The sequence below is a fragment of the Lysobacter soli genome, from assembly GCF_009755585.1.
GTDB classification, from domain to species: domain Bacteria; phylum Pseudomonadota; class Gammaproteobacteria; order Xanthomonadales; family Xanthomonadaceae; genus Lysobacter_J; species Lysobacter_J soli.
The window spans coordinates 3,559,265-3,581,438 of the sequence record NZ_CP046603.1 but is presented as its reverse complement, the minus strand read 5'-3'; the positions used below and the strand labels follow the sequence as shown (position 1 = coordinate 3,581,438).

General features: G+C 68.3%; 15 protein-coding genes and 1 riboswitch. Of the genes, 6 read left to right on the top strand and 9 right to left on the bottom strand.

Annotated elements, in window-relative coordinates; genetic code table 11:
- Position 1 precedes the first annotated feature (1 nt).
- The 9 genes from GOY17_RS16270 to thrA all read right to left on the bottom strand — a co-directional run bounded on the left by GOY17_RS16270 (position 2) and on the right by thrA (position 10,921).
- Complete coding sequence (locus GOY17_RS16270; RefSeq protein ID WP_157031162.1) at positions 2-958, bottom strand: aminotransferase class IV; 957 nt, start codon at positions 956-958, stop codon at positions 2-4.
- Positions 949-1,185, bottom strand: a complete 237-nt coding sequence (locus GOY17_RS16265; protein ID WP_115844200.1) for an ACT domain-containing protein — start codon at positions 1,183-1,185, stop codon at positions 949-951. Before GOY17_RS16265 ends, GOY17_RS16270 begins: the two co-directional genes overlap by 10 nt.
- Positions 1,169-2,908, bottom strand: coding sequence for an acetolactate synthase 2 catalytic subunit (gene ilvG / locus GOY17_RS16260; RefSeq protein WP_157031161.1), 1,740 nt, complete (start codon positions 2,906-2,908; stop codon positions 1,169-1,171). The genes GOY17_RS16265 and ilvG overlap by 17 nt, the downstream gene beginning before the upstream one ends.
- Complete coding sequence (gene ilvC, locus GOY17_RS16255) at positions 2,908-3,924, bottom strand: ketol-acid reductoisomerase (protein WP_157031160.1); 1,017 nt, start codon at positions 3,922-3,924, stop codon at positions 2,908-2,910. Before ilvC ends, ilvG begins: the two co-directional genes overlap by 1 nt.
- A 37-nt stretch (positions 3,925-3,961) precedes the next feature.
- On the bottom strand, positions 3,962-5,716 hold the full coding sequence (gene ilvD / locus GOY17_RS16250; protein WP_157031159.1) for a dihydroxy-acid dehydratase: 1,755 nt from the start codon (positions 5,714-5,716) through the stop codon (positions 3,962-3,964).
- Positions 5,717-5,819: 103 nt separating this feature from the next.
- Positions 5,820-6,011 carry a hypothetical protein gene (locus GOY17_RS16245; RefSeq protein WP_157031158.1) on the bottom strand — a complete coding sequence of 64 codons (192 nt, stop codon included), beginning with the start codon at positions 6,009-6,011 and terminating at the stop codon, positions 5,820-5,822.
- Positions 6,012-6,087: 76 nt separating this feature from the next.
- Complete coding sequence (gene thrC, locus GOY17_RS16240; RefSeq protein WP_157031157.1) at positions 6,088-7,407, bottom strand: threonine synthase; 1,320 nt, start codon at positions 7,405-7,407, stop codon at positions 6,088-6,090.
- Complete coding sequence (locus tag GOY17_RS16235) at positions 7,404-8,387, bottom strand: homoserine kinase (protein WP_157031156.1); 984 nt, start codon at positions 8,385-8,387, stop codon at positions 7,404-7,406. Before GOY17_RS16235 ends, thrC begins: the two co-directional genes overlap by 4 nt.
- A complete protein-coding gene (thrA, locus tag GOY17_RS16230) occupies positions 8,384-10,921 on the bottom strand; it encodes a bifunctional aspartate kinase/homoserine dehydrogenase I (protein ID WP_157031155.1) in 2,538 nt (845 codons plus the stop codon). The genes GOY17_RS16235 and thrA overlap by 4 nt, the downstream gene beginning before the upstream one ends.
- A 351-nt stretch (positions 10,922-11,272) precedes the next feature.
- A riboswitch (TPP riboswitch) is annotated at positions 11,273-11,370 on the top strand.
- A 66-nt stretch (positions 11,371-11,436) separates the two neighbouring features.
- Between thrA and thiC the strand changes: the two genes are divergently transcribed.
- The 6 genes from thiC to GOY17_RS16200 all read left to right on the top strand — a co-directional run bounded on the left by thiC (position 11,437) and on the right by GOY17_RS16200 (position 22,122).
- A complete protein-coding gene (thiC, locus tag GOY17_RS16225) occupies positions 11,437-13,314 on the top strand; it encodes a phosphomethylpyrimidine synthase ThiC (RefSeq protein WP_157031154.1) in 1,878 nt (625 codons plus the stop codon).
- A 106-nt stretch (positions 13,315-13,420) separates the two neighbouring features.
- Positions 13,421-14,107, top strand: a complete 687-nt coding sequence (locus GOY17_RS16220) for a potassium channel family protein (RefSeq protein ID WP_181902869.1) — start codon at positions 13,421-13,423, stop codon at positions 14,105-14,107.
- Between the two features lie 331 nt (positions 14,108-14,438).
- The gene (locus tag GOY17_RS16215) at positions 14,439-16,820 is read left to right on the top strand and encodes a winged helix-turn-helix domain-containing protein (RefSeq protein WP_157031153.1); all 2,382 of its coding nucleotides are present in this window, start codon (positions 14,439-14,441) and stop codon (positions 16,818-16,820) included.
- A 144-nt stretch (positions 16,821-16,964) separates the two neighbouring features.
- On the top strand, positions 16,965-17,891 hold the full coding sequence (locus tag GOY17_RS16210) for a helix-turn-helix domain-containing protein (protein WP_157031152.1): 927 nt from the start codon (positions 16,965-16,967) through the stop codon (positions 17,889-17,891).
- A gap of 289 nt (positions 17,892-18,180) precedes the next feature.
- The gene (locus tag GOY17_RS16205) at positions 18,181-20,985 is read left to right on the top strand and encodes a TonB-dependent receptor (RefSeq protein ID WP_425482313.1); all 2,805 of its coding nucleotides are present in this window, start codon (positions 18,181-18,183) and stop codon (positions 20,983-20,985) included.
- Between the two features lie 147 nt (positions 20,986-21,132).
- Complete coding sequence (locus GOY17_RS16200; protein ID WP_157031150.1) at positions 21,133-22,122, top strand: aspartyl/asparaginyl beta-hydroxylase domain-containing protein; 990 nt, start codon at positions 21,133-21,135, stop codon at positions 22,120-22,122.
- Positions 22,123-22,174 lie beyond the last annotated feature (52 nt).

Below are 22,174 nucleotides of genomic sequence, written 5' to 3'. Positions count from 1 at the left end.
GTCAGACGGCCGTCAGCCAGTGCGTGTACGACGACTCTTCGCCACGAACGACGCGACCGTACAATGCCTGCAGCTCGCGCGTGACGGGGTTGTCGCCGAACTCGCGCCGGTCGAGCGCGCTGATCGGTGCGATCTCCGCCGCCGTGCCGCAGACGAAGACTTCGTCGGCATCCAGCAGTTCGTGATGCGTGACCGCGCGCGATTGCGCGCCGCTCAGCGCGATCACGCTGTCGCGCGTGATCCCGGGCAGCGCGTCGCGATGCGACACGGCCGTGACTTCACCGCCGCGCACCATGAACACATTGGCGCCGGTGCACTCGACCACGTAACCGTCTTCGTCGACGAACAGCGCTTCGTCGAAGCCGCGCAGGCGCGACTCGCGCTTGGCGAGGATCGAGTTGATGTACGCGCCGCACAGCTTCAGTGGCGGCAACGACGAGGCCGGATTGCGCTTCCACGGCGACACCGTCAGGCGCGAACGCTTGCCGTTGAGGTGCACGACGGTGGGCAGCGTCATCACCATGAAATGCTGGCTCAGGCCCGGCACGTCCAGTCCGACGGTCACGCCGTCCGCGCCGTTGCCCAGCCACGTGAGCGGGCGCACGTACGCATCGCGATGCCCGTTCGCGCGCAGCGTCTGTAGCGTCGCATCGAACGCTGCATCGACGTCGAAGTCGATGCCGAGCAGGTCCGCGCCCTTGCGCATGCGTTCCAGGTGCTCGGGCAGGCGGAACACCGCCGCGCCATCGCGTGTGGCGTAGCTGCGGATGCCTTCGAACACGCCGGTGCCGTAATGCATCGCGTGCGTGGTCAGCGGCGCGTGCGGCGTATCGGCGGCGGTCAGTTCGCCGTCGAACCACAGCAGCGGCATGCCCGGACGGCGCGCTTCGTCGCGCAGCTCGATGGGCTTGCCCGCGGGTTGTCGCGAGGCGATGGCTTCGGGAGCGATCACCGACATGGCGACACCTCCACCGCGAGGCAGTCGTAGAGCTTCTCGAGCTGGTGCTGCAGGTTGGCTTCGTCGCGTTCGCCTTCGACGGTCAGCCGCAGGTACCAGCGGTCGCCGTCGGCCTGCGCTTCGCCGTCGACGGCGAGCGGACGGAAACCGCGGCGTTCGGCCGCGCCCAGTACCCGCGACAGCGCGCCTTCGGCCTGACGGAGCGTGAGATCAAGCTGGTATCGCATGGCGGGGATCCTCGGTGGGGGTGGGTTCGTTCGACGCGCCAGCCTCAAGCTCCGGATCGAGCATCTGCGCGTTGTTGTGGTTGGGCGGCACCAGCGGCCACACGTTCGCGGCCTGGTCGATGGCGACGTGCAGCAGCGCCGGGCCGTCGGTCGCGAGCAGCGCCTGCAGGGCGGCTTCGACGGAATCGGCGCGATCGACGTGCAGCGCCTGCACGCCGAACGCCGCCGCGACCGCGCCGAAGTCGGGGTTGTCGGACAGGTCGATCTCGGAATAGCGCCGGTCGAAGAACAGCTCCTGCCACTGGCGCACCATGCCGAGCGCCTGGTTGTCGAGCAGCACGATCTTCACCGGCAGGCCATAGCGGCGCAGCGTCGCCAGCTCCTGCACATTCATCAGGAACGAGCCGTCGCCGCTGACGCACACGACCGGCGCGTCGGGCGATTGCAACTGCGCGCCGATCGCCGCCGGCAGGCCGAAGCCCATCGCACCGAGCGCGCCGCTGGTGAGGTGCTGGCGCGGCGTACCGAAGCGCCAGTGCTGCGCGACCCACATCTGGTGCTGGCCGACGTCGCAGGCGACGATCGCGTTGGGCGCCAGTTCCGACAGCCGCTTCAGCAGCGCCGGCGCGTACACGGTCTCGCCCGGAGCGTCGTAGCGCGCGGCGAATTCGTGCATGCGCTGCTGGCAGGTCGCGCGCCATTCGCGCCGCGCCGCGCCGTTGCGACCGTGCAGGTGCGCGGCGCAGGGCAGGGTGAGCGCGGTCAGTGTGCGGCGGATGTCGCCGCACACGGCGGCATCGGCGTGGCGCAGCTTGCCGATCTCGCACGCGTCCAGGTCCATGTGGACGACGCGCGCGTTCGGCGCGAACTCCGCCAGCTTGCCGGTGGCGCGATCGTCGAAGCGTGCGCCGACGACGATAAGAAGATCGCTTTCCTGCACCGCCAGGTTCGCCGCGCGGCTGCCGTGCATGCCGAGCATGCCGAGGTTCAGCGCGTGGTTCGACGGCAGCGCGCCCAGTCCCTTCAGCGTCAGCACGGTCGGGATCTGCGTCGCATCCACGAACGTGCGGAACGCCTGCACCGCATCGCCCAGCGCGATGCCACCGCCGCCGTAGACGACGGGCTTCTTCGCCTGCGAGATCATCGCGAGCGCCGCGTGCAGCGAGGCGTCCTTCGGCGCGGGCACGTCGTCGATTTCCGCCGGCACGTGCAGCGGAAGATGCGACGCGTCGCCGACCTGCACGTCCTTGGGCAGGTCGATCAGCACCGGGCCCGGGCGACCCGAGCGCGCGATGCGGAACGCCTCGGCGACGACATTCGGCAGTTCGTCGACGCGGCGCAGCAGGAAGCTGTGCTTCACGATCGGCATCGTCATGCCGAACACATCCAGTTCCTGGAACGCGTCGGTGCCCATCAGCGGCGTGGCGACCTGCCCGGTGATGATCACCATCGGCACCGAGTCGAGCATCGCGTCGGCGATGCCGGTGACCAGGTTCGACGCGCCCGGACCGGACGTCGCCACGCACACACCTACGCGCCCGCTGGCCCGCGCATACCCGTTCGCCGCGAAGGCCGCGCCCTGTTCGTGGCGGACCAGCACGTGCCTGAGCTGCGATCCGTGCAGCGCATCGTAGAAGGGCATGATCGCGCCGCCCGGGTAGCCGAAGAGCGTATCGACGCCTTCGGCCGCCAGGGCCTGCACCAGCCAGCGGGCACCGTTCATCACGCGGCCTCTGTCTGCGCCTGGCGCTTTTCGGCTGCGGCAGGCGCGGCCTGCGGCGCGGTCGAAAGCCACTTCATGTTCGCGCGAAGCTTCTTGCCGACCGCTTCGATCGGATGGGTCAGGTCGCCTTCCTTGAGCGCCTTGTAGTTCGCATTGCCAGCGGCGTATTCAGCGATCCACTGGCGCGCGAACGTGCCGTCCTGGATCTCGGCGAGGACCTTCCTCATCTGCGCGCGCGTGTTGTCGTCGACCACGTAGGTGCCGCGCGTAAGCGCGCCGTACTGCGCGGTCTCGCTGATGAACTCGTGCATGCGCGTGATGCCGCCTTCGTAGAACAGGTCGACGATCAGCTTCAGCTCGTGCAGGCACTCGTAGTACGCGACCTCCGGCTGGTAGCCGGCTTCGACCAGCGTTTCCCAGCCGGCCTGCACCAGCTTGGTCGCGCCGCCGCACAGCACGGCCTGCTCGCCGAACAGGTCGGTTTCGGTTTCTTCCTTGAAGGTGGTGCGGATCGCGTTCTGGCGCGCGCCGCCGATGCCGGCGCAGTAGGTCAGCGCGAGCTGCTCGGCGTTTCCGCTCTTGTCCTGGTAGACGGCATAGACCGACGGGACGCCGCGGCCGATCTCGTATTCGCGACGCACCAGCGCGCCCGGGCCCTTCGGCGCGACGAGCACGACGTCCAGGTCCTCGCGCGGCGTGATCTGCCCGTAATGCACGTTGAAACCGTGCGCGAACAGCAGGCACGCGCCCTGCGCGATGTTGGGCTCGATCACTTCGCCGTAGAGCTGCGGCTGCACCATGTCGGGCGTAAGCACGGCGACGAGTTCGGCGTCCTTCACCGCCTCGCTTGGCGACTTCACGGTGAAGCCGTCGGCCTTCGCCTTGATCTCGGTCGGGCCGCCCGGACGCAGGCCGACGGTGACGTCGAAGCCGGAATCGCGCAGGTTCAAGGCATGCGCGCGGCCCTGGCTGCCGTAACCGACGATGGCGACGCGGGGTTTTTGCTGGGTGGTCATGATCGTGTCCGTAGTGGATGGAGGGCGGTGCGGAGGGTCAGGCGAGGAACAGTTCCTTCGTTTCTTCGGGCGTCACGGGCGCTTCCTCGATGAACTGCACGGGGATGTCGCGCGACTTCGCGCGGGCCGCATCGAGCGGGCCGGGCGCCGTGACCGCGCCGCGCGAGGCCGAACTCACCTGCGCGGCGTACTTCGCGAGCACGCCCGTGGCGACGCGCGGCGCGATGCGTGCCGTGGGGCGCGTGCGCAGGTCGGCATCGACGTCGATGCGGCGCGTCTTGACGTCGATACGCACGCGATCGCCGTCGCGCAGCTTCGCGATGGGGCCGCCGCGCGCGGCTTCGGGCGAGATGTGGCCGACCATGAAGCCGTGCGTCGCGCCGCTGAAGCGGCCGTCGGTGATCAGCGCGACGTCGTTGCCCAGGCCCTGGCCGACGAGCGCAGCGGTGACGGCGAGCATCTCGCGCATGCCCGGGCCACCCGCGGGGCCTTCGAAGCGGATGACGACGACATCGCCCGCGCGGATCTGGCGCGCCTGCACGGCGTTGAACGCGGCTTCTTCCGAATCGAAGACGCGCGCGGTGCCCTCGAAGTGTTCGATGCCGTGGCCGGCGAGCTTGAGGATGCAGCCTTCCGGCGCGAGATCGCCGTAGAGGATTGAATAGCCGCCACGCGGCTTGAACGGGTCCGACACCGGACGCACCACGTCCTGCGCGCCCGGCGCGGGCACGTCGTCGAGTTCGGCGAAGAAGCTGCGGCCGGTGACGGTCGGGATGTCCTCGATCAGGCCCGCGGCACGCAGTTCGCGCGCGACCAGCGCCGCGCCGCCCATCTCGAACATTTCCGCGGCGGTGTAGCGCCCGCCGGGCTTGAGGTCGGCGATCACCGGCGTGCGCGCAGCGGCTTCGAATTCCTCCAGGTCGAACGCGACGCCGGCTTCGTGCGCGATCGCCAGCAGGTGCAGCGCCGCGTTCGTCGAACCCGCGGTGGCCGAGACCGCGCACGCAGCGTTGCGCAGCGCTGCGGGAGAGAGGATCTCGCGCGGTCCCGGACCACCGTTGCGCAAACGCTGCATCGCCAGCGCGCCGCAGGCCCGCGCGGCGGCGGGCTTGTCGGCATGCACGGCGGGAATATCGTTGAGTTGCAACGGCGACAGGCCGAGGAAGGTCAGCACCATCGCCATCGTGTTTGCGGTGAATTGCCCGCCGCACGCGCCCGCGCCGGGGCAGGCGTGCGACTCGATGCGATGCAGTTCGGCATCGTCGATGCGGCCGGCCGAATGCGCGCCGACGGCCTCGAACACGTCCTGCACCGTCAGGGGCTTGTCGCTCGCGTCCTTGCGGCAATGGCCGGGCAGGATCGTGCCGCCGTACAGGATCACGGTCGGGATATCGAGTCGCGCCGCCGCCATCGCCGCCGCCGGGATCGTCTTGTCGCAGCCGACGAGCAGCACCATCGCATCGAGGCAATGGCCGTTCACCGCGAGCTCGATCGAATCGGCGATGGTCTCGCGCGAGGGCAGCGAGGCGCGCATGCCGTCGGAGCCCATCGCGATGCCGTCGGTCACCGCAATCGTGTTGAATTCAATGGGCGTGCCGCCGTTCTCGATCACGCCCGCGCGAACGTGCTGCGCCAGATCGCGCAGCGTGTAGTTGCACGGCGAGACGTCCGACCACGTATGCACGACCGCGACCAGCGGCTTGGCGATCGCCTCGTCGCTCAATCCGGTCGCGCGCAGCATGGCGCGTGCGGGAGCGCGTGCGGGGCCCTGCTTGATGGCGTTGCTTCTCACGAACGGCGATCTCCTGGCTGGACGTTCCGCAGGGCGAAAACAAAAACCCCGCGCCGTTTCGGGCGCGGGGTCTTGGGTATCGACCTGGGTGTGTGGTTCTTACTTACACAAACCCGTACTCCGCGCTGGCAAGCCCGGTAATAAGTACGAGTACAAGAATGAGCGAGGCCGCGATGGGCGCGGCCTTCATCAGAAGTGCGATGGCGATGCGACGCGCGTCAGCCTGCGACGCGGCGGCGGCGGAGCGTTGGCCCCGGCCCGATGCGGTCTGCGAGTGGTTGCTGCGCTGCGTCATGGGATCGAGAGAAACACGGCCGGAATGGCCGTGTCAACAGTTTCTTTCGTAACTGCGAAGAAGTGCGGCATGCGCCTCACGTTGAGGGCCCGATGGTTTCGGATGTAACTGCACCGGTACGCAGCGCATCGCGCAGCGCGGCGTAATCGGCGGGCAATCGCTGCGCCGATGCCGGCCGCGCGAGGCACTGCGCGAGCGATGGTGGCACCGGGACTTCGTGCCCGACTAGAGGTTCGACGATGGTGTCGAACTTCGCCGGATGCGCGGTGGCGACCACCGCCCACGGTCGCGAGTCGCCTCGCGACCGGAACGTTTCCAGCACGTGCAGGCCCGCAGCGGTATGCGGATCGGCGACGACGCCATGGCGTCGAGGCGCCTCGCGCACGACGTCGGTGATCGTCGCATCGTCGACGGTGAATGCGCGAAGCGAACCGCGGAGTTCGTCGTCGCCGGTATGCCAATGGCGAAGGCGCTCGAAGTTGCTCGGCGCACCGACGTCCATTGCGCTGGCGAGCGTCGCCGTCGTCGCGCGTGGCTCGTACGGATCGCCGGCGAAGTAACGAGGCAGCACGTCGTTCGCGTTGCAGGCGAGCACCAGGTCGCCGATAGGAAGTCGCATTCGCCGCGCGACGAACGCCGCGCACGCGTTGCCCAGGTTTCCGGTGGGCACGATGAGATTGAGCGCTTCCCCGTGCCGTCGTGCGAAATGCAGCGCGGCGTGCGCGTAGTACGCCACCTGCGGCAACAGGCGCCCCAGACTGATGCTGTTGGCCGAGCTGAGCGACACCTCGCGTCGCAGCGCTTCGTCCGACAACGCCTGCTTCGCCATGCGCTGGCAATCGTCGAACGTGCCCTGCACGCGGAACGTGCGCACGTTGTCGCCCCAGCATTCCAGCCCGTGCGCCTGGCGCGGCGACACGCGACCTTCGGGATACAGGATGACGACGTTGAAGCCATCGCGCCGATGGAACGCCGACGCGACGGCCGCGCCGGTGTCGCCGGAGGTCGCGACGACTATCGTCGTTGGCGCCGCATCCGATGGCCGCAGCCGCGACAAGGCTTCGGCGAGGAAGCGCGCGGCATAATCCTTGAAGGCAGCGGTCGGCCCGTGGAAGAGTTCGAGCAGGTGATCGCCGTCGCCGGTCATCGCACGCAGCGGCGCATCGAACGAATAGGCGTGCGCGCAGATCGCGGGCAACGCATCGCGCAACGACGACTCGACGAAGTACGGCGAGAGCACCGCCTGCGCCGTCTGCGCGAGCGTGTCGACGGGCTCGATATCGACCGCCGGAATGCGTTCGGGAACGTACAGCCCACCGTCCGGCGCGAGGCCCGCGACGAGTGCGGCGTCAATCTGCGTTGGCGGCGTGTTGCCGCGCGTGCTCACGAATTTCATGCGTACGCTCCGGCCGAGATCACGTCCGCGCGCGGGCCCGCGACCGGGGTGACGTACGCGCGCGAACCGTAGCCGGCCGATGCGAACGCGGCCTGCATCGCAGGCGCGGCGGCGTCGGCCTGCGCGCGCGAGGCGAACCACGCGAACGTGCTCGGTCCCGCACCGGAAATGCTGGCGCCGAGTGCATCGTGGTCGAGCGCCGCGGCCTTCGCTTCGGCGAAGCCGGGAATCAGCGGCGCGCGGCGCGGCTCGACCAGCAGGTCGCGCAGCCCCTCGCGCAACAGCGTCGCATCGCCGCGCTGCAAGCCGGTGAGGAACAGCGCGAGATGCGCGCTCTGTTCAACCACGACATGCAGCGGATACGGATCGGCGAGCACGGCGCGCGCGCGGCGCGTCTCGAGCACCTGGTCGGGATGCACGACCACCGCATGCAGCCACGATGGAACGTCGAGCGGGATCATGCGCGTCGCGGTGGCCATCACCACGCCGCCGAGCAGCATCGGCGCCACGTTGTCGCCATGGCGACTGCCGCTGGACACCGATTCGCCGTCAAGCGCGAAGTCGTACAGCGCCTCGCGCGCGAGCGGCGCGTCGAGCACGGCATTCGCCGCGACCAGCGCCGCGACGCAGGAGGCCGCCGAACCGCCCAGGCCCGAGCCGAGCGGAATGCCTTTTTCCAGTTCGAGTTCGAAGCCGTGCGCGAGGCCAAGCTTGTCGCGCAAGGCGATAAGCGCCTGCCCGGCGGTGTTGCGTTCGGCCTGCAGCGGCAACGTGTCGGCGCCTTCGACATCACCACGAATGGCCGCGATGCGCACGACCGGTTCTTCGATGCGCCGCACGATGGCGACATCGCGCACGCCGTCGATGGAGTGGCCGAGCAGGTCGAATCCCACGCCGATGTTCCCGACGCTGCCCGGCGCGAAGGCGCGCGCGATGCGGGGCCGGGTTGCGTTGCGTTGTGCGTCGATGTCGCCGCTCATGCGTTGACCTCGACGCGCGCTTCGACCGGCGGCGACGACCACGTCGACGACACGCCGAGCGACTGCGCGATGGCGAGCACATCGCCGAACACGCCCGCGGCGGTGACATCGGGGCCCGCGCCCGGACCCTGCACGACGAGCGGATTCTCCGAGTAGCGACGCGTGCGGAACTGGACGATGTTGTCGGTCAGTCGCGTGTGGCAGCAGGCGTGTTCGGCCGGCAGCGCGACTACGCCGACGCGCGCGACGCCGTCGCGATCGAGCTGCGCCAGGTGCCGCAACGAGCGTCCCTTACGCGCGGCATCGCGCTGGCGCGCGAGCATCGGCTCGTCCATTTCGGCAAGGCGCGCGAGGAATTCCTCGCGGCCGACTTCGCGCAGTGCCGGCGGCACCAGGTTTTCCACGTCCACATCCTCCAGCGACAGCGCACGACCGGCCTCGCGCGCCAGGATCACGAGTTTTCGCGCGACATCCAGGCCGGACAGGTCGTCGCGCGGGTCCGGTTCGGTGTAGCCGAGCGCCTGCGCCTCGCGCACGAGTTGCGAGAACGGCACCGTCCCGTCGAACCGGTTGAACAGCCAGGCCAGTGTGCCCGAGAGCATGCCGTCGATGCCGTGCAGCTCGTCGCCCGTGTCGAGCAGGTTGCGCAGCGTGAGCATCACCGGAAGGCCGGCGCCGACGGTCGCCTCGTACCGGAAGCGCCCGCCGCCGCGACGGCTGGCGTCCTGGATGGCGGCGTAATGATCCCACGCGCCGCTGCCGGCCTGCTTGTTCGGCGTGACCACGTGGATGCCGCGCGCGAGCCAGCGCGGGTATTGCGCGGCCACGCGCGGGCTCGCGCTGCAGTCGACGATCAGCGCGTGCGGCAGGTGTTCGCCGCGGACGTGGTCGGCGAAGCGCTCCAGGTCCACCGGCTGCGCGGCGCCGCCTTCGAGCCGCGCGGCGGCATCGGCGGGCTCGACGCCGCGTTCGTCCAGCACCATCGCGCGGCTGTTGGCGATGGCGCGAAGACGCAGGTCGAGGCCGGATCGCTGCCGGAGCTGCGGCAACGCGGCGGACATCTGCACGAGCAACGCGGTGCCGACCTGGCCGGGCCCGATCACGCCCACCGACAACGTCTGCGGCGACAGCCAGAACGCCGCATGCGCGGCGCGCAAGGCACGCGTGGCGTCGTTCGCGCCGATGGCGACGGAGATGTTGCGTTCGCCCGCACCCTGCGCGATGGCGCGCGCGTTGACGCGCGCCTGTGCGAGCCCGCCCAGCAATCGCGCCGCGACGCCTGGCGTGCCGACCATGCCGTCGCCCACCGCCGCGAGCACCGCGATGTCGCGCGTAAGCGTCACGCCCTGCGCCTGCCCGTCGGCGATGGCGTCGGCGAACGCCGCGGCGGCCGCGTCGCGCGCGCGTTCGGCCTGGTCGGCGCGCAATACGCAGCAGATCGAATGTTCGGACGAGCCCTGCGAGATCATCGTCACCGACACGCCCGCGCCGCGCAGCGCGCCGAACAGGCGCTCGGCCGCGCCGGGCACGCCGACCATGCCGTTGCCGACCAGTTCGACGATGGCGAGGTCGCGCACCAGGCTCAGGCCCTTCACCGGCGTGCCGTCGCGGCCGCTGTCGGGCGCGATCAGCGTGCCCGGCGCTTCGGGCCGCTTCGTGTTGCGGATCCACAGCGGGATGCCGCGCTCCTGCACCGGGGCCATCGTCTGCGGATGCAGCACTTTCGCGCCGAAATACGCCAGTTCGCACGCTTCCGCGTAGGACATTGATGGCAGACAGACCGCTTCGGGCACGAGGCGTGGATCGGCGGACAGCACGCCGTCGACGTCGGTCCAGATCGTCAGCGCGTCGGCATCGAACAGGTTGGCGAAGATCGCGGCGGAGTAGTCACTGCCGTTGCGGCCCAGCGTCGTCGCGTGGCCCTGCGCGTCGCGCGCGACGAAGCCGGTGATGACGACATTGCCTTCGGCGTTGCCCGCACGCCACTTTGCGAGTCGCGCGCGGCTCTCGGGCCAGTCCACCGCCATGCCCATTTCGCCCGCGTGGACGACGAGCACGTCGCGCGCGTCGAGCCGGCGCCACGATGCGGCATCGCCGCCGAGCGCGACGTGCATCAGGTGCGAGGAGAACACCTCGCCGAAGCCGGGCAGGCCGGCGGCGAGAACCGCCGCGTCGGCTTCGCCCGCGCCGATCGCATCGAGATGGCGGCGCAGGGTTTCGAATTCGGCATCCAGCGCGGGCTGAAGCGCGAAGTGTCCATCCGGATCGAGCGCCGTTGCGGCATTCGCATGTCGCTCGCGCAGCGCATGAAACGCGGGGTGCCACGCGTCCCTGCGTTGCGCGGTTTCGAGCAGCGCGATCAGCGCATCGGTGACGCCCTGCATCGCCGACACGACGACCACGCGCGTGCGGGAAGGGTCGTCCACCAGCGCCGCGGCGGCGCGATAGAGCGAGGCATCGGCAAGACTGCTGCCGCCGAACTTGTGCACATGGCACGGCGGGGCGGAAGGTCGTGAAGCATCGGCGGGCGGCATTGCGGCGGGCTCCTGTTGGGCCCCGCGAACCGTCCGGGTGCCAGGCCTGCGCACCCGGGTCGGGGTGCGGAGGCGTGGTCTTCAGATCACCTGGACACGCCCGTCCGCACCCGCAAGCGAGTGGTACCGGTACCCGTGGTAATCGCAACGACGGCCGCGAACGCCGCGTCGATCGGCGCGGTTCGGTCGGTCTGCGGCAGCGTGTTGCGATGCGTCATGCGCCGAGAAGATCACGCGGTTTCGGGGACTGTCAACAGTTACATACGCAACCGGAGGCCGCTTGGGGCCGCCGACGTGAACAGGGCCGCCTCGCGCGGCGTTGGACCCGCGCGGCGGCGCGTGGTGAAATGCGCGCCGAAGCGGGGGTACCGGTCGGTCGACCGGTTGAGAAAGACCCTTCGAACCTGACGCGGTTGAGACCGCCGTAGGGAAGCTTCGCCGGATGCGATCTACCGTCGCGTCCGTCGCTGCCCGCTTCGTCCCGGCCCGCGAGGGCGCTCCACAGGACGAACCCAATGAACGCAGTCCCCTCCCAGCTCATCCAGCAGGCCGAACAGCTCTCGGCCGACGTCACGCGCCCGATTCCCGGCTCGCACAAGATCCATGTCGAAGGCTCGCGCCCGGACATCCGCGTCCCGATGCGCGAGATCGTGCTCGCGAAGACGCCGACCATGTTCGGCGGCGAGGAGAACGCGCCGCTGGCGGTGTACGACACCTCCGGCGCGTACACCGATGCGAACGCGCAGATCGACCTCGCGCGCGGCCTGGCGCCGCTGCGCGCGGAGTGGATCGCCGAGCGTGGCGATACCGGCGTGCTGTCGGAGCTGTCGTCGGAATTCGGGCGCAGGCGCGAGCACGATCCGAAGCTCGATGCGGTGCGTTTCCGCAATCGCCCCATGCCTCGCCGTGCGCTGTCCGGCGCGAACGTCACGCAGATGCACTATGCGCGACGCGGCATCGTCACGCCGGAAATGGAGTTCATCGCCATCCGCGAAAACCAGCGGATCGAGGCGATCCGCGAAGCGCACCTGCTGCGCCAGCATGCGGGCGAGAGCTTCGGAGCGAACATCCAGAAGCTGATCACGCCGGAATTCGTGCGCGATGAAGTGGCGCGCGGCCGCGCGATCATCCCCAACAACATCAACCATCCCGAAAGCGAGCCGATGATCATCGGCCGCAACTTCCTCACCAAGGTCAACGCGAACATCGGCAATTCCGCGGTGTCCTCGGGCATCGCCGAGGAAGTGGAGAAGCTGGTGTGGTCGATCCGCTGGGGCGCCGACACGGTGATGGACCTGTCGACCGGCAAGCACATCCATGAAACGCGCGAATGGATCATCCGCAATTCGCCGGTGCCGATCGGCACGGTGCCGATCTACCAGGCGCTGGAGAAGGTTGACGGTCGCGCCGAGGAACTCAACTGGGAGATCTTCCGCGACACGCTGATCGAACAGGCCGAGCAGGGCGTGGACTACTTCACGATCCACGCCGGCGTGCTGCTGCGCTACGTGCCGCTTACCGCAGGCCGCGTAACCGGCATCGTCTCGCGCGGCGGTTCGATCCTCGCGAAGTGGTGCCTGGCGCACCACAAGGAAAACTTCCTCTACACGCATTTCGAAGAGATCTGCGAAATCATGAAGGCCTACGACGTGGCCTTCTCGCTGGGCGACGGCCTGCGTCCGGGCTCGATCGCCGACGCGAACGACGCGGCGCAGTTCGGCGAACTCGAAACGCTGGGCGAACTGACGAAGATCGCGTGGAAGCACGACGTGCAGACCATGATCGAAGGCCCCGGCCACGTGCCGATGCAGCTGATCAAGGAAAACATGGACAAGCAGCTGCGCGAATGCGGCGAGGCGCCGTTCTACACGCTTGGTCCGCTGACCACCGACATCGCGCCCGGCTACGACCACATCACCAGCGCCATTGGTGCCGCCATGATCGGCTGGTTCGGCACCGCGATGCTCTGCTACGTCACGCCGAAGGAACACCTCGGCCTGCCTAACAAGCACGACGTGCGCGAAGGGTTGATGGCGTACAAGATCGCGGCGCACGCGGCCGATCTCGCGAAGGGTCACCCGGGCGCGCAGGCGCGCGACAACGCGATGAGCAAGGCGCGTTTCGAGTTCCGTTGGGAAGACCAGTTCAACATCGGCCTGGATCCGGAGCGCGCACGCGAATACCACGACGAAACGCTGCCGAAGGACGCGCACAAGGTCGCGCATTTCTGTTCGATGTGCGGCCCGCATTTCTGCTCGATGAAGATCACGCAGGACGTGCGCGACTACGCGAAGGAACACGGCGTCGACGAGGAAGCCGCGCTCAGCGAGGGCATGGCGGAGAAGTCGGCGGAGTTCCGCGCGCAGGGCGCCCAGGTGTACCGCAAGGCCTGACGATGGCCGTCAGACGGGGAACGAGGGTGCGCCCTCGTTTCCCGCCCCGCTCATTCCCGCCCGCCTTCGGCTAGGCTTTGCGCGACCCATTCGAAGGATCGCGACCATGGCGGAAAACCGCATCGGCCTGTTGCGCTGGCGCGTGCAGGCGCGGCGCCATCCGTCGGCGTTTCTGCTCGCGGCGCAGCTGCTGAGCCTCATCCTCTATCCCATCTTCGACGAGACGCGCAGCAGCGGGCGCGTGCTGTTCGGCGCGCTCGGCGTGGTGGTGCTGATGCTCGCGGTATGGGTGGTGAACCGCAGCCCCGCGAAGGTGTGGGTCGCCTGGCTCCTGGCCGCGCCCGCACTGGGGTTGTCGGTGCTGTCGGTGGTGCTCGCGAACGACACGCTGCTGGTCGTGTCCTCCGCGCTGGAGGCGCTGCTCTATCTGTATGCGGCGTCGAGCCTCATCGCCTACATGCTCGGCGACCATCGCGTGACCGCCGACGAACTGTTCGCCGCCGGCGCAACGTTCACACTGCTCGCGTGGGGCTTCGCCTACGCGTATTTCGTCTGCCAGGCGTGGTATCCGGGCAGCTTTACCGGCGCGCTGCGCCCGGGCGAGCCGCGCACGTGGCTCGAACTGCTGTTCCTCAGCTTCACGACGCTGTCGGCCACCGGGCTCGGCGACATCCTGCCGCTGTCCTCGCCCGCGCGCGTTCTGGTGATGCTGCAGCAGTTCGCCGGCGTGGCGTACATCGCGGTGGTGGTGTCGCGCCTGGTCGGCCTGACCATGCTGCGCGCTACGAAGTAGGGCAGCGCATCGCTGCAGCCGCGCTCCGCAGGGCTTTAAAGGGCTCTTAACACGGCTGTGCTATGAAGCACGCAGCGTCCTTCCTCAGGTGCTTTCGGAAGGCGAGGGGATGGGGAGTCGACCGTGCCGGAGAAAAAGATTCGCGCCGGGTGGCGCGAATGCTGGAACGTTACGTTCTGTAATACGTCGGCGAGAGAGGGCCTGAAGCCACCCCCGTGTAAACGGGAGTAAGCCTGCCGACGTTAGAATGTCCGGGCGAGCATTGCTTTCCCCGTCGGGTCTGGCCTCTTTGCCGGGTTTGCCGAGTAGTCGTATCTGATCCATTCGGCACATGACGGCCGTTCAGCTTGCCGCTCACCATTTCGGATTCATGCAAAGAACCCTCGAACCCTCCACACCGCCCCTGCCGTCCGAGCGACTGCGCGTGGGCGAGTGCGTGGTCGACGTGCCGCTGCGCGAGATCCGCGCGCCGGGCAAGCGTCGTCCATTGCGCATCACGCCCAAGTCGATGGGCGTGCTGCTGGTGCTGGTGGAGCAGGCCGGGCGCGTGGTCAGCCGCGATTCGCTGATGACCGAGGTCTGGCCGGACACGCTGCCGACCAACGACGTGGTCACGCAGGCGATCACTCAGCTGCGCAAGGCCTTCGACGACGAGCGCGGCAATCCGCGCTACATCGAGACGATCGCGAAGAACGGTTATCGCCTGCTCGCGCCGATCGAATGGATCCATACCGGTGGCCCGGCCGCCAGCGCGGACGTGGTCGCCAGCGACGAACGCTGGTCCGATCCGACCCGCACCACGGCCAAATACCCCGCCATCGCGGGTGCCGATCCGAGCGAACCGCTCGCCCCGGTGCCGTTCCCGGCGTCTTCCACGCCGCGCGGCACCTGGACGTCGATCGCGTCGGTGATCTTCGTCGTGGCGCTGCTGGTGGCCGGACTGGTGGCCTGGGCGCTGATCCGCGCCCCGGCGCAGCCGGAAGTGGCGCCGGTCGCCGTCACTGGCATGCAGGGCCTGCGCAGCGAGCGGCCCTACCGCCTGATCACCTCCGCGCCGGGCTTCGAGCTGTCGCCGGCGCTCTCGCCCGATGCCGGCCTGGTGGCGTACGTCGCCATCCCCGAGGGCCAGCGCGGCACTGCGATCATGGTGCAGACCACCGAGCAGACGCAGCCGCGCCAGCTCACGCGTCCGCCGGAAGGCACCGACGACGCTTCCCCGGTGTGGTCGCCCGACGGCCGCTGGATCGCCTTCATGCGGCTGTCGGAGAGCAGCTGCAGCATCCGCCTGGTCACGCCCAACGCGCGCGCCGAGCACGAGGTCGGCGTCTGCGATCGCCGTAGTCCGCCGACCTTCGACTGGACCCCGGACAGCAACGGGCTGATCTTCGGGAGCATGAGCACCGACCAGGGCACGGTCGGGCTGCGCGTGCTGAACCTCGACAGCGGCCAATGGCGACCGATCGAGTATCCCCACGATCCCGACGAACTCGACACCGACCCGCGCTATTCGCCCGATGGACGCTGGATCGTGTTCGTGCGCAACGCGCCGCTGGGCGACTTCTGGCGCATCCCGGCGCAGGGCGGCAACGCCGAGCGCCTGAGCCGGCTGCGCGCCGACCTGCGTGGCTGGGACTGGTCGCCGACCGGGCGCGGGCTGATCTTCAGCGCCATGGTCGACGGCGAGTACCGCCTGTTCCGCCTGGATACCAGCACCGGCGAAGCCCGGCAGATGGGCGTGGACGATGGCCAGGCGCCGGTGGCCGCGCGCTCCCGCCACGCCATCGCCTTCGTACAACGCAGGCCGTATTTCGGTCTCTACCGCGTCCAGCTGACCGATGGCGACGGCCCGGGCCGGGTGCACGTGGTCGAACCGCTGTTCGCGTCGGCGGCGCGCGACCTGCTGCCGTCGATCGCCCCCGACGGCCGGCAGCTCGCGTTCGTCTCCGACCGCTCTGGCAGCAACGGGCTCTGGGTTGGCGACGTGTCCCAGCCAGACACCCTCCGCATGATGGGCGGCGTCCGCCCGGGCACGCGCTACGCGCCGGCATGGTCGCCCGACTCGCGCCGTCTGCTGGCGACCGGCATCGACGCCCAGGGCCGAGGCGTCGTGCAGGAAGTGCTGGCGGCGAGCGGTCAGGTCTCGACGTTGTCGGTGCCGGACGCCGAACCCCTGCAGGCCCAGTATTCGGTCGATCCGAACCGGCTGTTCGTGCTGGCGGCCAGTGAGGAAGGGGCGCCGCAGCTCCGGCTGTACGACCGGTCCGCGACGCCCTGGCGGGTGCTGGGCCGGATCGACGGCGTGTCGCACTTCGAGGTGGACGGAGCGCGCAACCGGGTGTTGTTCACGCGGTTGACCGAAGCGGGGCTCTGGGAGGCTCCGCTGGACCTGGGTGCCGCCTCGGTCCGCCAGGTCAGCGCAAGCGTGCCCACCGCCGACCGGTATCGCATGTGGACCGTCGCACCGGATGGCGAGATCCGCTACCTCGAACGGCTGCAGGACTGCGCCGCCAGCCTCCGCCGGATCGTGCCTGCCGACCCCGCTCCGCCCCGCTGCCTGGACCAGCTGCGACGCTCCGCGGTGAACGGATTCAGCCTCGGCGGGCCGCGCAATGAGGCGGCCTATCTGGCCCTGGTCGACTGGGACGGGGCCGATATCGGTTACATGGAGCTTCCGAAGGAAACGACGGAGGTTGTCCCGGGATGGGTCAAGTAATTGATGCAGCTGGGAAAAGTGCTATCGGAAATCCTTCGGTTTTGCATTCGGTGCGATTTCGGATAAGTCTCCACCAACTTTCCTGATGTGAAGTGGGTGTGTGCGGCAAATCCATTGACCATTCTCGGCACATGAGGTGGACCAATGGAGCAAGTGCAATGGGCGGACCGCGGGCAGCTGCTGCAGCTCGAAACGCCTGAGGGCGCGGTTCAGGGCGGTTGCATCGGCGTCTCGCGACTGGGCAGCGTCCAGTCTTCGGGAGGCTTCTCGTTCTGGCTGCAGCTGCACGGCAGCTCGTGGGTCGAGGCGAAGGAAGGCAAGTTCCGGCTGCGCAGCGGCGACTGGATCGCCTTCGAGAAGGACTCCAAGCCGACCGTCCAGGCGGACCGCTTCGGCGTCTGCGTCGGTCTGACGCTGACCGGCGAGGCGCTGCGCGAGATGACCCGCTTCGCCGACCGTGGCCTGTATGCCGGCCGCGGCCAGATGTCCCGCCACGATGCCCGCATCGGCCTGCGCCTGTGGCGCGAGGCGGCGGCCCGCCTGGCCGAGAACCCCGGTGCCGGCTTCGACGCCTCGCTGCTGCGCCCGATCCTGCTCCACCTGGCCGGCGTCCAGCGCGACCTGGCTGCGCGCATCCCGCGCTGCCCGGGCCGCTCGCGCAGCCGCAAGCGCCAGGTATTCGGCCGCCTCCAGCGCGCCCGCCTGTACCTTGAAGGTAATTGCGACCGCGTGGTCCGCATCAGCGAACTGGCCGAACTGACCAGCTTCTCCAGCTGGTACTTCTCCAAGACGTTCCACAGTCTTTATGAAGAGAGCCCGCAGGCGGCCTCGGCGCGCATGCGCCTGGAGCACGCGGCGGACCTGCTCACCAGCACGTCGATGATGATCGGCGAGGTCGCCGCGGCCAGCGGATTCGACAACTGCTGCAGCTTCGCGCGCGCCTTCCGCGCACGCTTCGGCGTGTCGGCCACGCGCTACCGCGCCGCCGCCGCCACGCGCGGCGAGCCGGGCAAGGCGCAGGCCGCGGCGCGCAAGTCGCTGGAGCGCAAGTCGCTCGCCACCAACGGCTGATCGATCGCACATTGCAGTACGCAACGGCCGGCGCAACGCCGGCCGTTTTCGTTTGTGCGCGAAAACCGCCAACGTCGTCGCAGCTTCGACGCACGGGCCCACTCCCAATGCGCGTTGCGGAGCGCCGCAATCGTTAAGGTCGTGTCCTCACTGGCAGATTGCGCAAAGTCTCTCAACGCTAGCCGCAAAGCGATCGTCCTCTTCAGAACTTAAGTTTGATGGGCGTTTAACACGCCCATAACAGATATCTGGAGAGAGATAGATGAACCATCGCAATTTGCGCACCGCGATGCGCGTCGGCATGCTGCCGGCGGGTATCGCGATCGCACTGGCGCCGGCATTTGCCGTCGCGCAGGAAGGCGGCGAGCAGCAGGCGACCACCCTCGATCGCATCGAAGTCACCGGTTCGCGCATCAAGCGCGCCGACGTCGAGACCTCGCAGCCGATCTTCACCCTGACCCGCGCCGAGATCCAGAAGCAGGGCGTGACCTCGGTCGCCGACGTGCTGCAGCGCATTTCCACCAACGGCGCAGCACTCAACACCACGTTCAACAACGGCGGTGACGGCTCGTCCGGCATCAGCCTGCGCAACCTCGGCGAAGGCCGCACCCTGGTGCTGGTCAACGGCCGTCGCTGGACCCAGGGTCTGGGCGGCAGCGTCGACCTGAACACCATCCCGGCGGCGATGGTCGAGCGCGTGGAAGTCCTGAAGGACGGCGCCTCCACCATCTACGGTTCGGACGCCATCGCCGGCGTGGTGAACATCATCACCCGCCAGAACTTCGAAGGTGCCGAAGCGGGCGCCTACCTCGGCCAGTACTCGCAGGGCGACGGCAACCGCGAGGCCTACGACTTCACCATCGGTACCGGCAGCGATCGCGGCAACGTGATGATCGGCGCGTCGTACGTGAAGGAAGACGCCGTCATGGCCGGCGATCGCAAGATCTCCGCTGGCGGTCCCCCGTTCTTCGGTGGCCAGTCGGGCACGGGCTTCCCGGGCTCCTTCGTCGATCCTTCCGACGACACCCGTTACGTCCTCGACAGCAGCGGCAACCCGGTCCCGTACGTCTCGTCGGTGCACGGCTACAACACTGCACCGGACAACTACCTGCTCACCCCGCAGGAGCGCACCTCGCTGTTCGCGCAGGCGAACTACGACATCACCGACAACTTCCGCTTCAAGACCGAGATGCTCTACAACGAGCGCATCTCGGAGCAGTTGCTGGCTGCCATGCCGGTTACCGGCATGACGCTCGACGCGCAGAGCTACTACAACCCGACGAACCCTGACGGCCAGTACGGCAACGTTCTCGGCGGCACGGCTCGCGACCTGATCGGCGTGAACCGCCGCTTCCAGGAATCGGGTGGCCGTTCGTTCAACCAGAACGTCAAGAACTGGCACTTCTACGGTGGCTTCGAAGGCTTCTTCGAGATTGGCGATCGCTCGTTCGACTGGGATACGGGCTACCGCTATGACCGTACCGACGAGAACGACCTGACCTACGGTCTGTTCAACCTCGCCAACCTTGAGTCCGCCTACGGCCCGTCGTTCCTCGACGCCGACGGCGTCGTCAAGTGCGGTACCCCGGGCGACGTCATCGCCGGCTGCGTGCCGGTCAACGCTCTGGGTCCGAACGGCGCGATCTCGCAGGAGGCCATCGACTACACCGCCTTCACCGCGCACGATTCCAGCCGCGTCACGTCGAAGAGCTACTACGCCAACGTCAGCGGCGACATCGTCGACCTGCCGGCCGGCCCGCTTGCGTTCGCAGCCGGTTACGAGCACCGCACCGAAGACGGTCAGTACGATCCGGACGCGTTTATCGCCGCCGGCCTGAGCACGGGTAACGGTTCCAAGCCGACCGCTGGTGGTTACAAGCTCGACGAGTACTACCTCGAGCTGGCCGTGCCGGTCCTCGCCGACCTGCCGGGCGCCAAGCTGCTCGACTTCTCGCTGGCCACGCGCTACTCGGACTTCAGCAACTTCGGCAACACGCTGAACAGCAAGTTCGGTTTCCGCTGGAAGCCGATCGACGACCTGATGGTCCGCGGTAACTGGTCCGAGGGCTTCCGGGCTCCGACGATCAACAACCTGTACGCCGGTGACTCCGATTCGTTCGAGAGCTACATCGACCCGTGCTCGACCCACTCGGGCATGCGTACCGGCCAGACGGCCCAGCTCTGCGACGCGCAGGGCGTGCCGGCGAACTTCGAGCAGCCGGGCGACGGTTCGTCGCGCCAGACGCTTGAGCCGTTCACCTGGTCCTCCAACGAGAACCTGCAGCCGGAAACGTCGACGACCCGCACCTTGGGCTTCGTCTACAACCCGAGCTGGCTGGAAGGCTTCGACATCTCGCTGGACTGGTGGAAGATCGAGATCGAGAACGCCATCAGCCGTCCGGAAGCTCAGTTCATCCTGGACAAGTGCTACGCCGGTACGCCGGGTGAGCAGGCGATCTACTGCGGCCTGTTCTCGCGCGATCCGAACTACCCGGGTGATCCGAACATCATCACGCAGCTCGAGATGCCGCTGCTGAACCTCGCCGAGTACAACGTCGAGGGCTGGGACATGACCGTGAACTACAAGTTCCCGGAAACGTCTTTCGGTAAGTTCTCGGTGACCTGGGACAGCACCTACACCTCGAACTGGTCGACGAAGGCGACTGCCGACTCGGCGGAAGAGCAGCGCCAGGGCCTGTACCTGCCGCAGGATCCGTACTGGCGCATCAAGTCCAACCTGTACCTGGATTGGACGATGGGCGACTGGGGTGCGACCTGGGGCATGCGCTACAAGTCCGGCCTGGACGAGAGCTGCCCGTACGCTGGCGGCAGCACCAACGCCGAGGCCTACTGCTCGGATCCGGATCGCGTGACCGCCGATGGTCCGGCCCCGCGTAACCACCTGGGCGCGACGACGTACCACGACATGCAGGTTCGCTACAACACGCCGTGGAACGCGACCGTCTCGGTTGGCGCGAACAACGTGTTCGACAAGGAACCGCCGCTGTCGCTGCGTGCGCCGTACAACCAGTTCGATCCGCAGTACGACCTGCCGGGCACGTACTACTACGTGCAGTACCGTCAGCGCTTCTGATCGATCGCTGCATAGCAACACGCAACACCACTACGGCCCCGAAAGGGGCCGTAGTTCTTTCCGGGGCTCGTAACCTGCGCTTTGCGGAGTGTGGCGCACGGCGCCGCGGGCGCTACGATAGTGGCTGATGGTTCGCCCGGATCCGCAATGAAACTGCAGGTGCCCTTCATCCAGTTGCCCATGAGCTTCGATGCCGCCGCGCTCGAGGCGGAAATCGGCGCGCTCGGCGAGGGACCCTGGAAACCGCATCCGCAGGGATTCGCCGGCAACTCGATGCTGCCGCTGGTGGCGGCCGACGGCGATCCCGACAACGAGGCCTTCGCCGGCACGATGCAGCCCACGCCGCACCTGCTGCGCTGCCCGTACCTGACGCAGGTCTTCGCCAGCCTGGGCGCCACGGTCGGCCGCAGCCGGCTGATGCGCCTGTCGGGCCACGCCGAAGTCACGCGCCATGCCGACCAGGGCTACTACTGGGCCGAGCGCGTGCGCGTGCACATTCCCGTCGTCACCCAGCCGACAGTGCGCTTCGAATGCGACAGCGCCGTCATCAACATGGCCGCGGGCGAATGCTGGATCTTCGACACCTGGCGCCAGCACCGCGTGCTCAACGATGCCGTGCAGTCACGCGTGCACCTGGTGGTGGACACGGTCGGGGGCGGACGCTTCTGGGACCTGGTCAACCACGGACGCCCGCACGATGCGCCGCGCACCGGCTGGCAGAACGTGCGCATCGCGCCGAAGCCGGGCGAGGTGGCGTCCTTCGCCTGCGAGCGTGTGAACGTGCCCGTCGTGATGAGTCCATGGGAACTCAACGACCACCTCGGCCTGCTCATCGGCGATGCGGTGCCACATCCGAACCTGCCACAGGTGCGTCAGATCGCGATGCGTTTCTCGCGGCAATGGCAGGGGCTGTGGTTCGAATTCGGCGAACGCGAGGAAGGCCGCGCGCGATACGCCGCCGCCCTGCAGCGCTTCCTCGACGACATCCGCGGCCCGAGCCAGCCGATGGTGCTGAAGAACGAGCTGCGCTGGTTCAATGCACTGATGACGATCGTCGGCAAGTTCGCGGTGAGCGATGCCGCCTCGCAGGCACCGGCCACCGCGGCGCGACAGCGCGAGGTCGGCGACAACGCGTGATTCCACGTCGCCTGAAACACTGACGCACACAACGAAAAAGGCCGCACGTGAG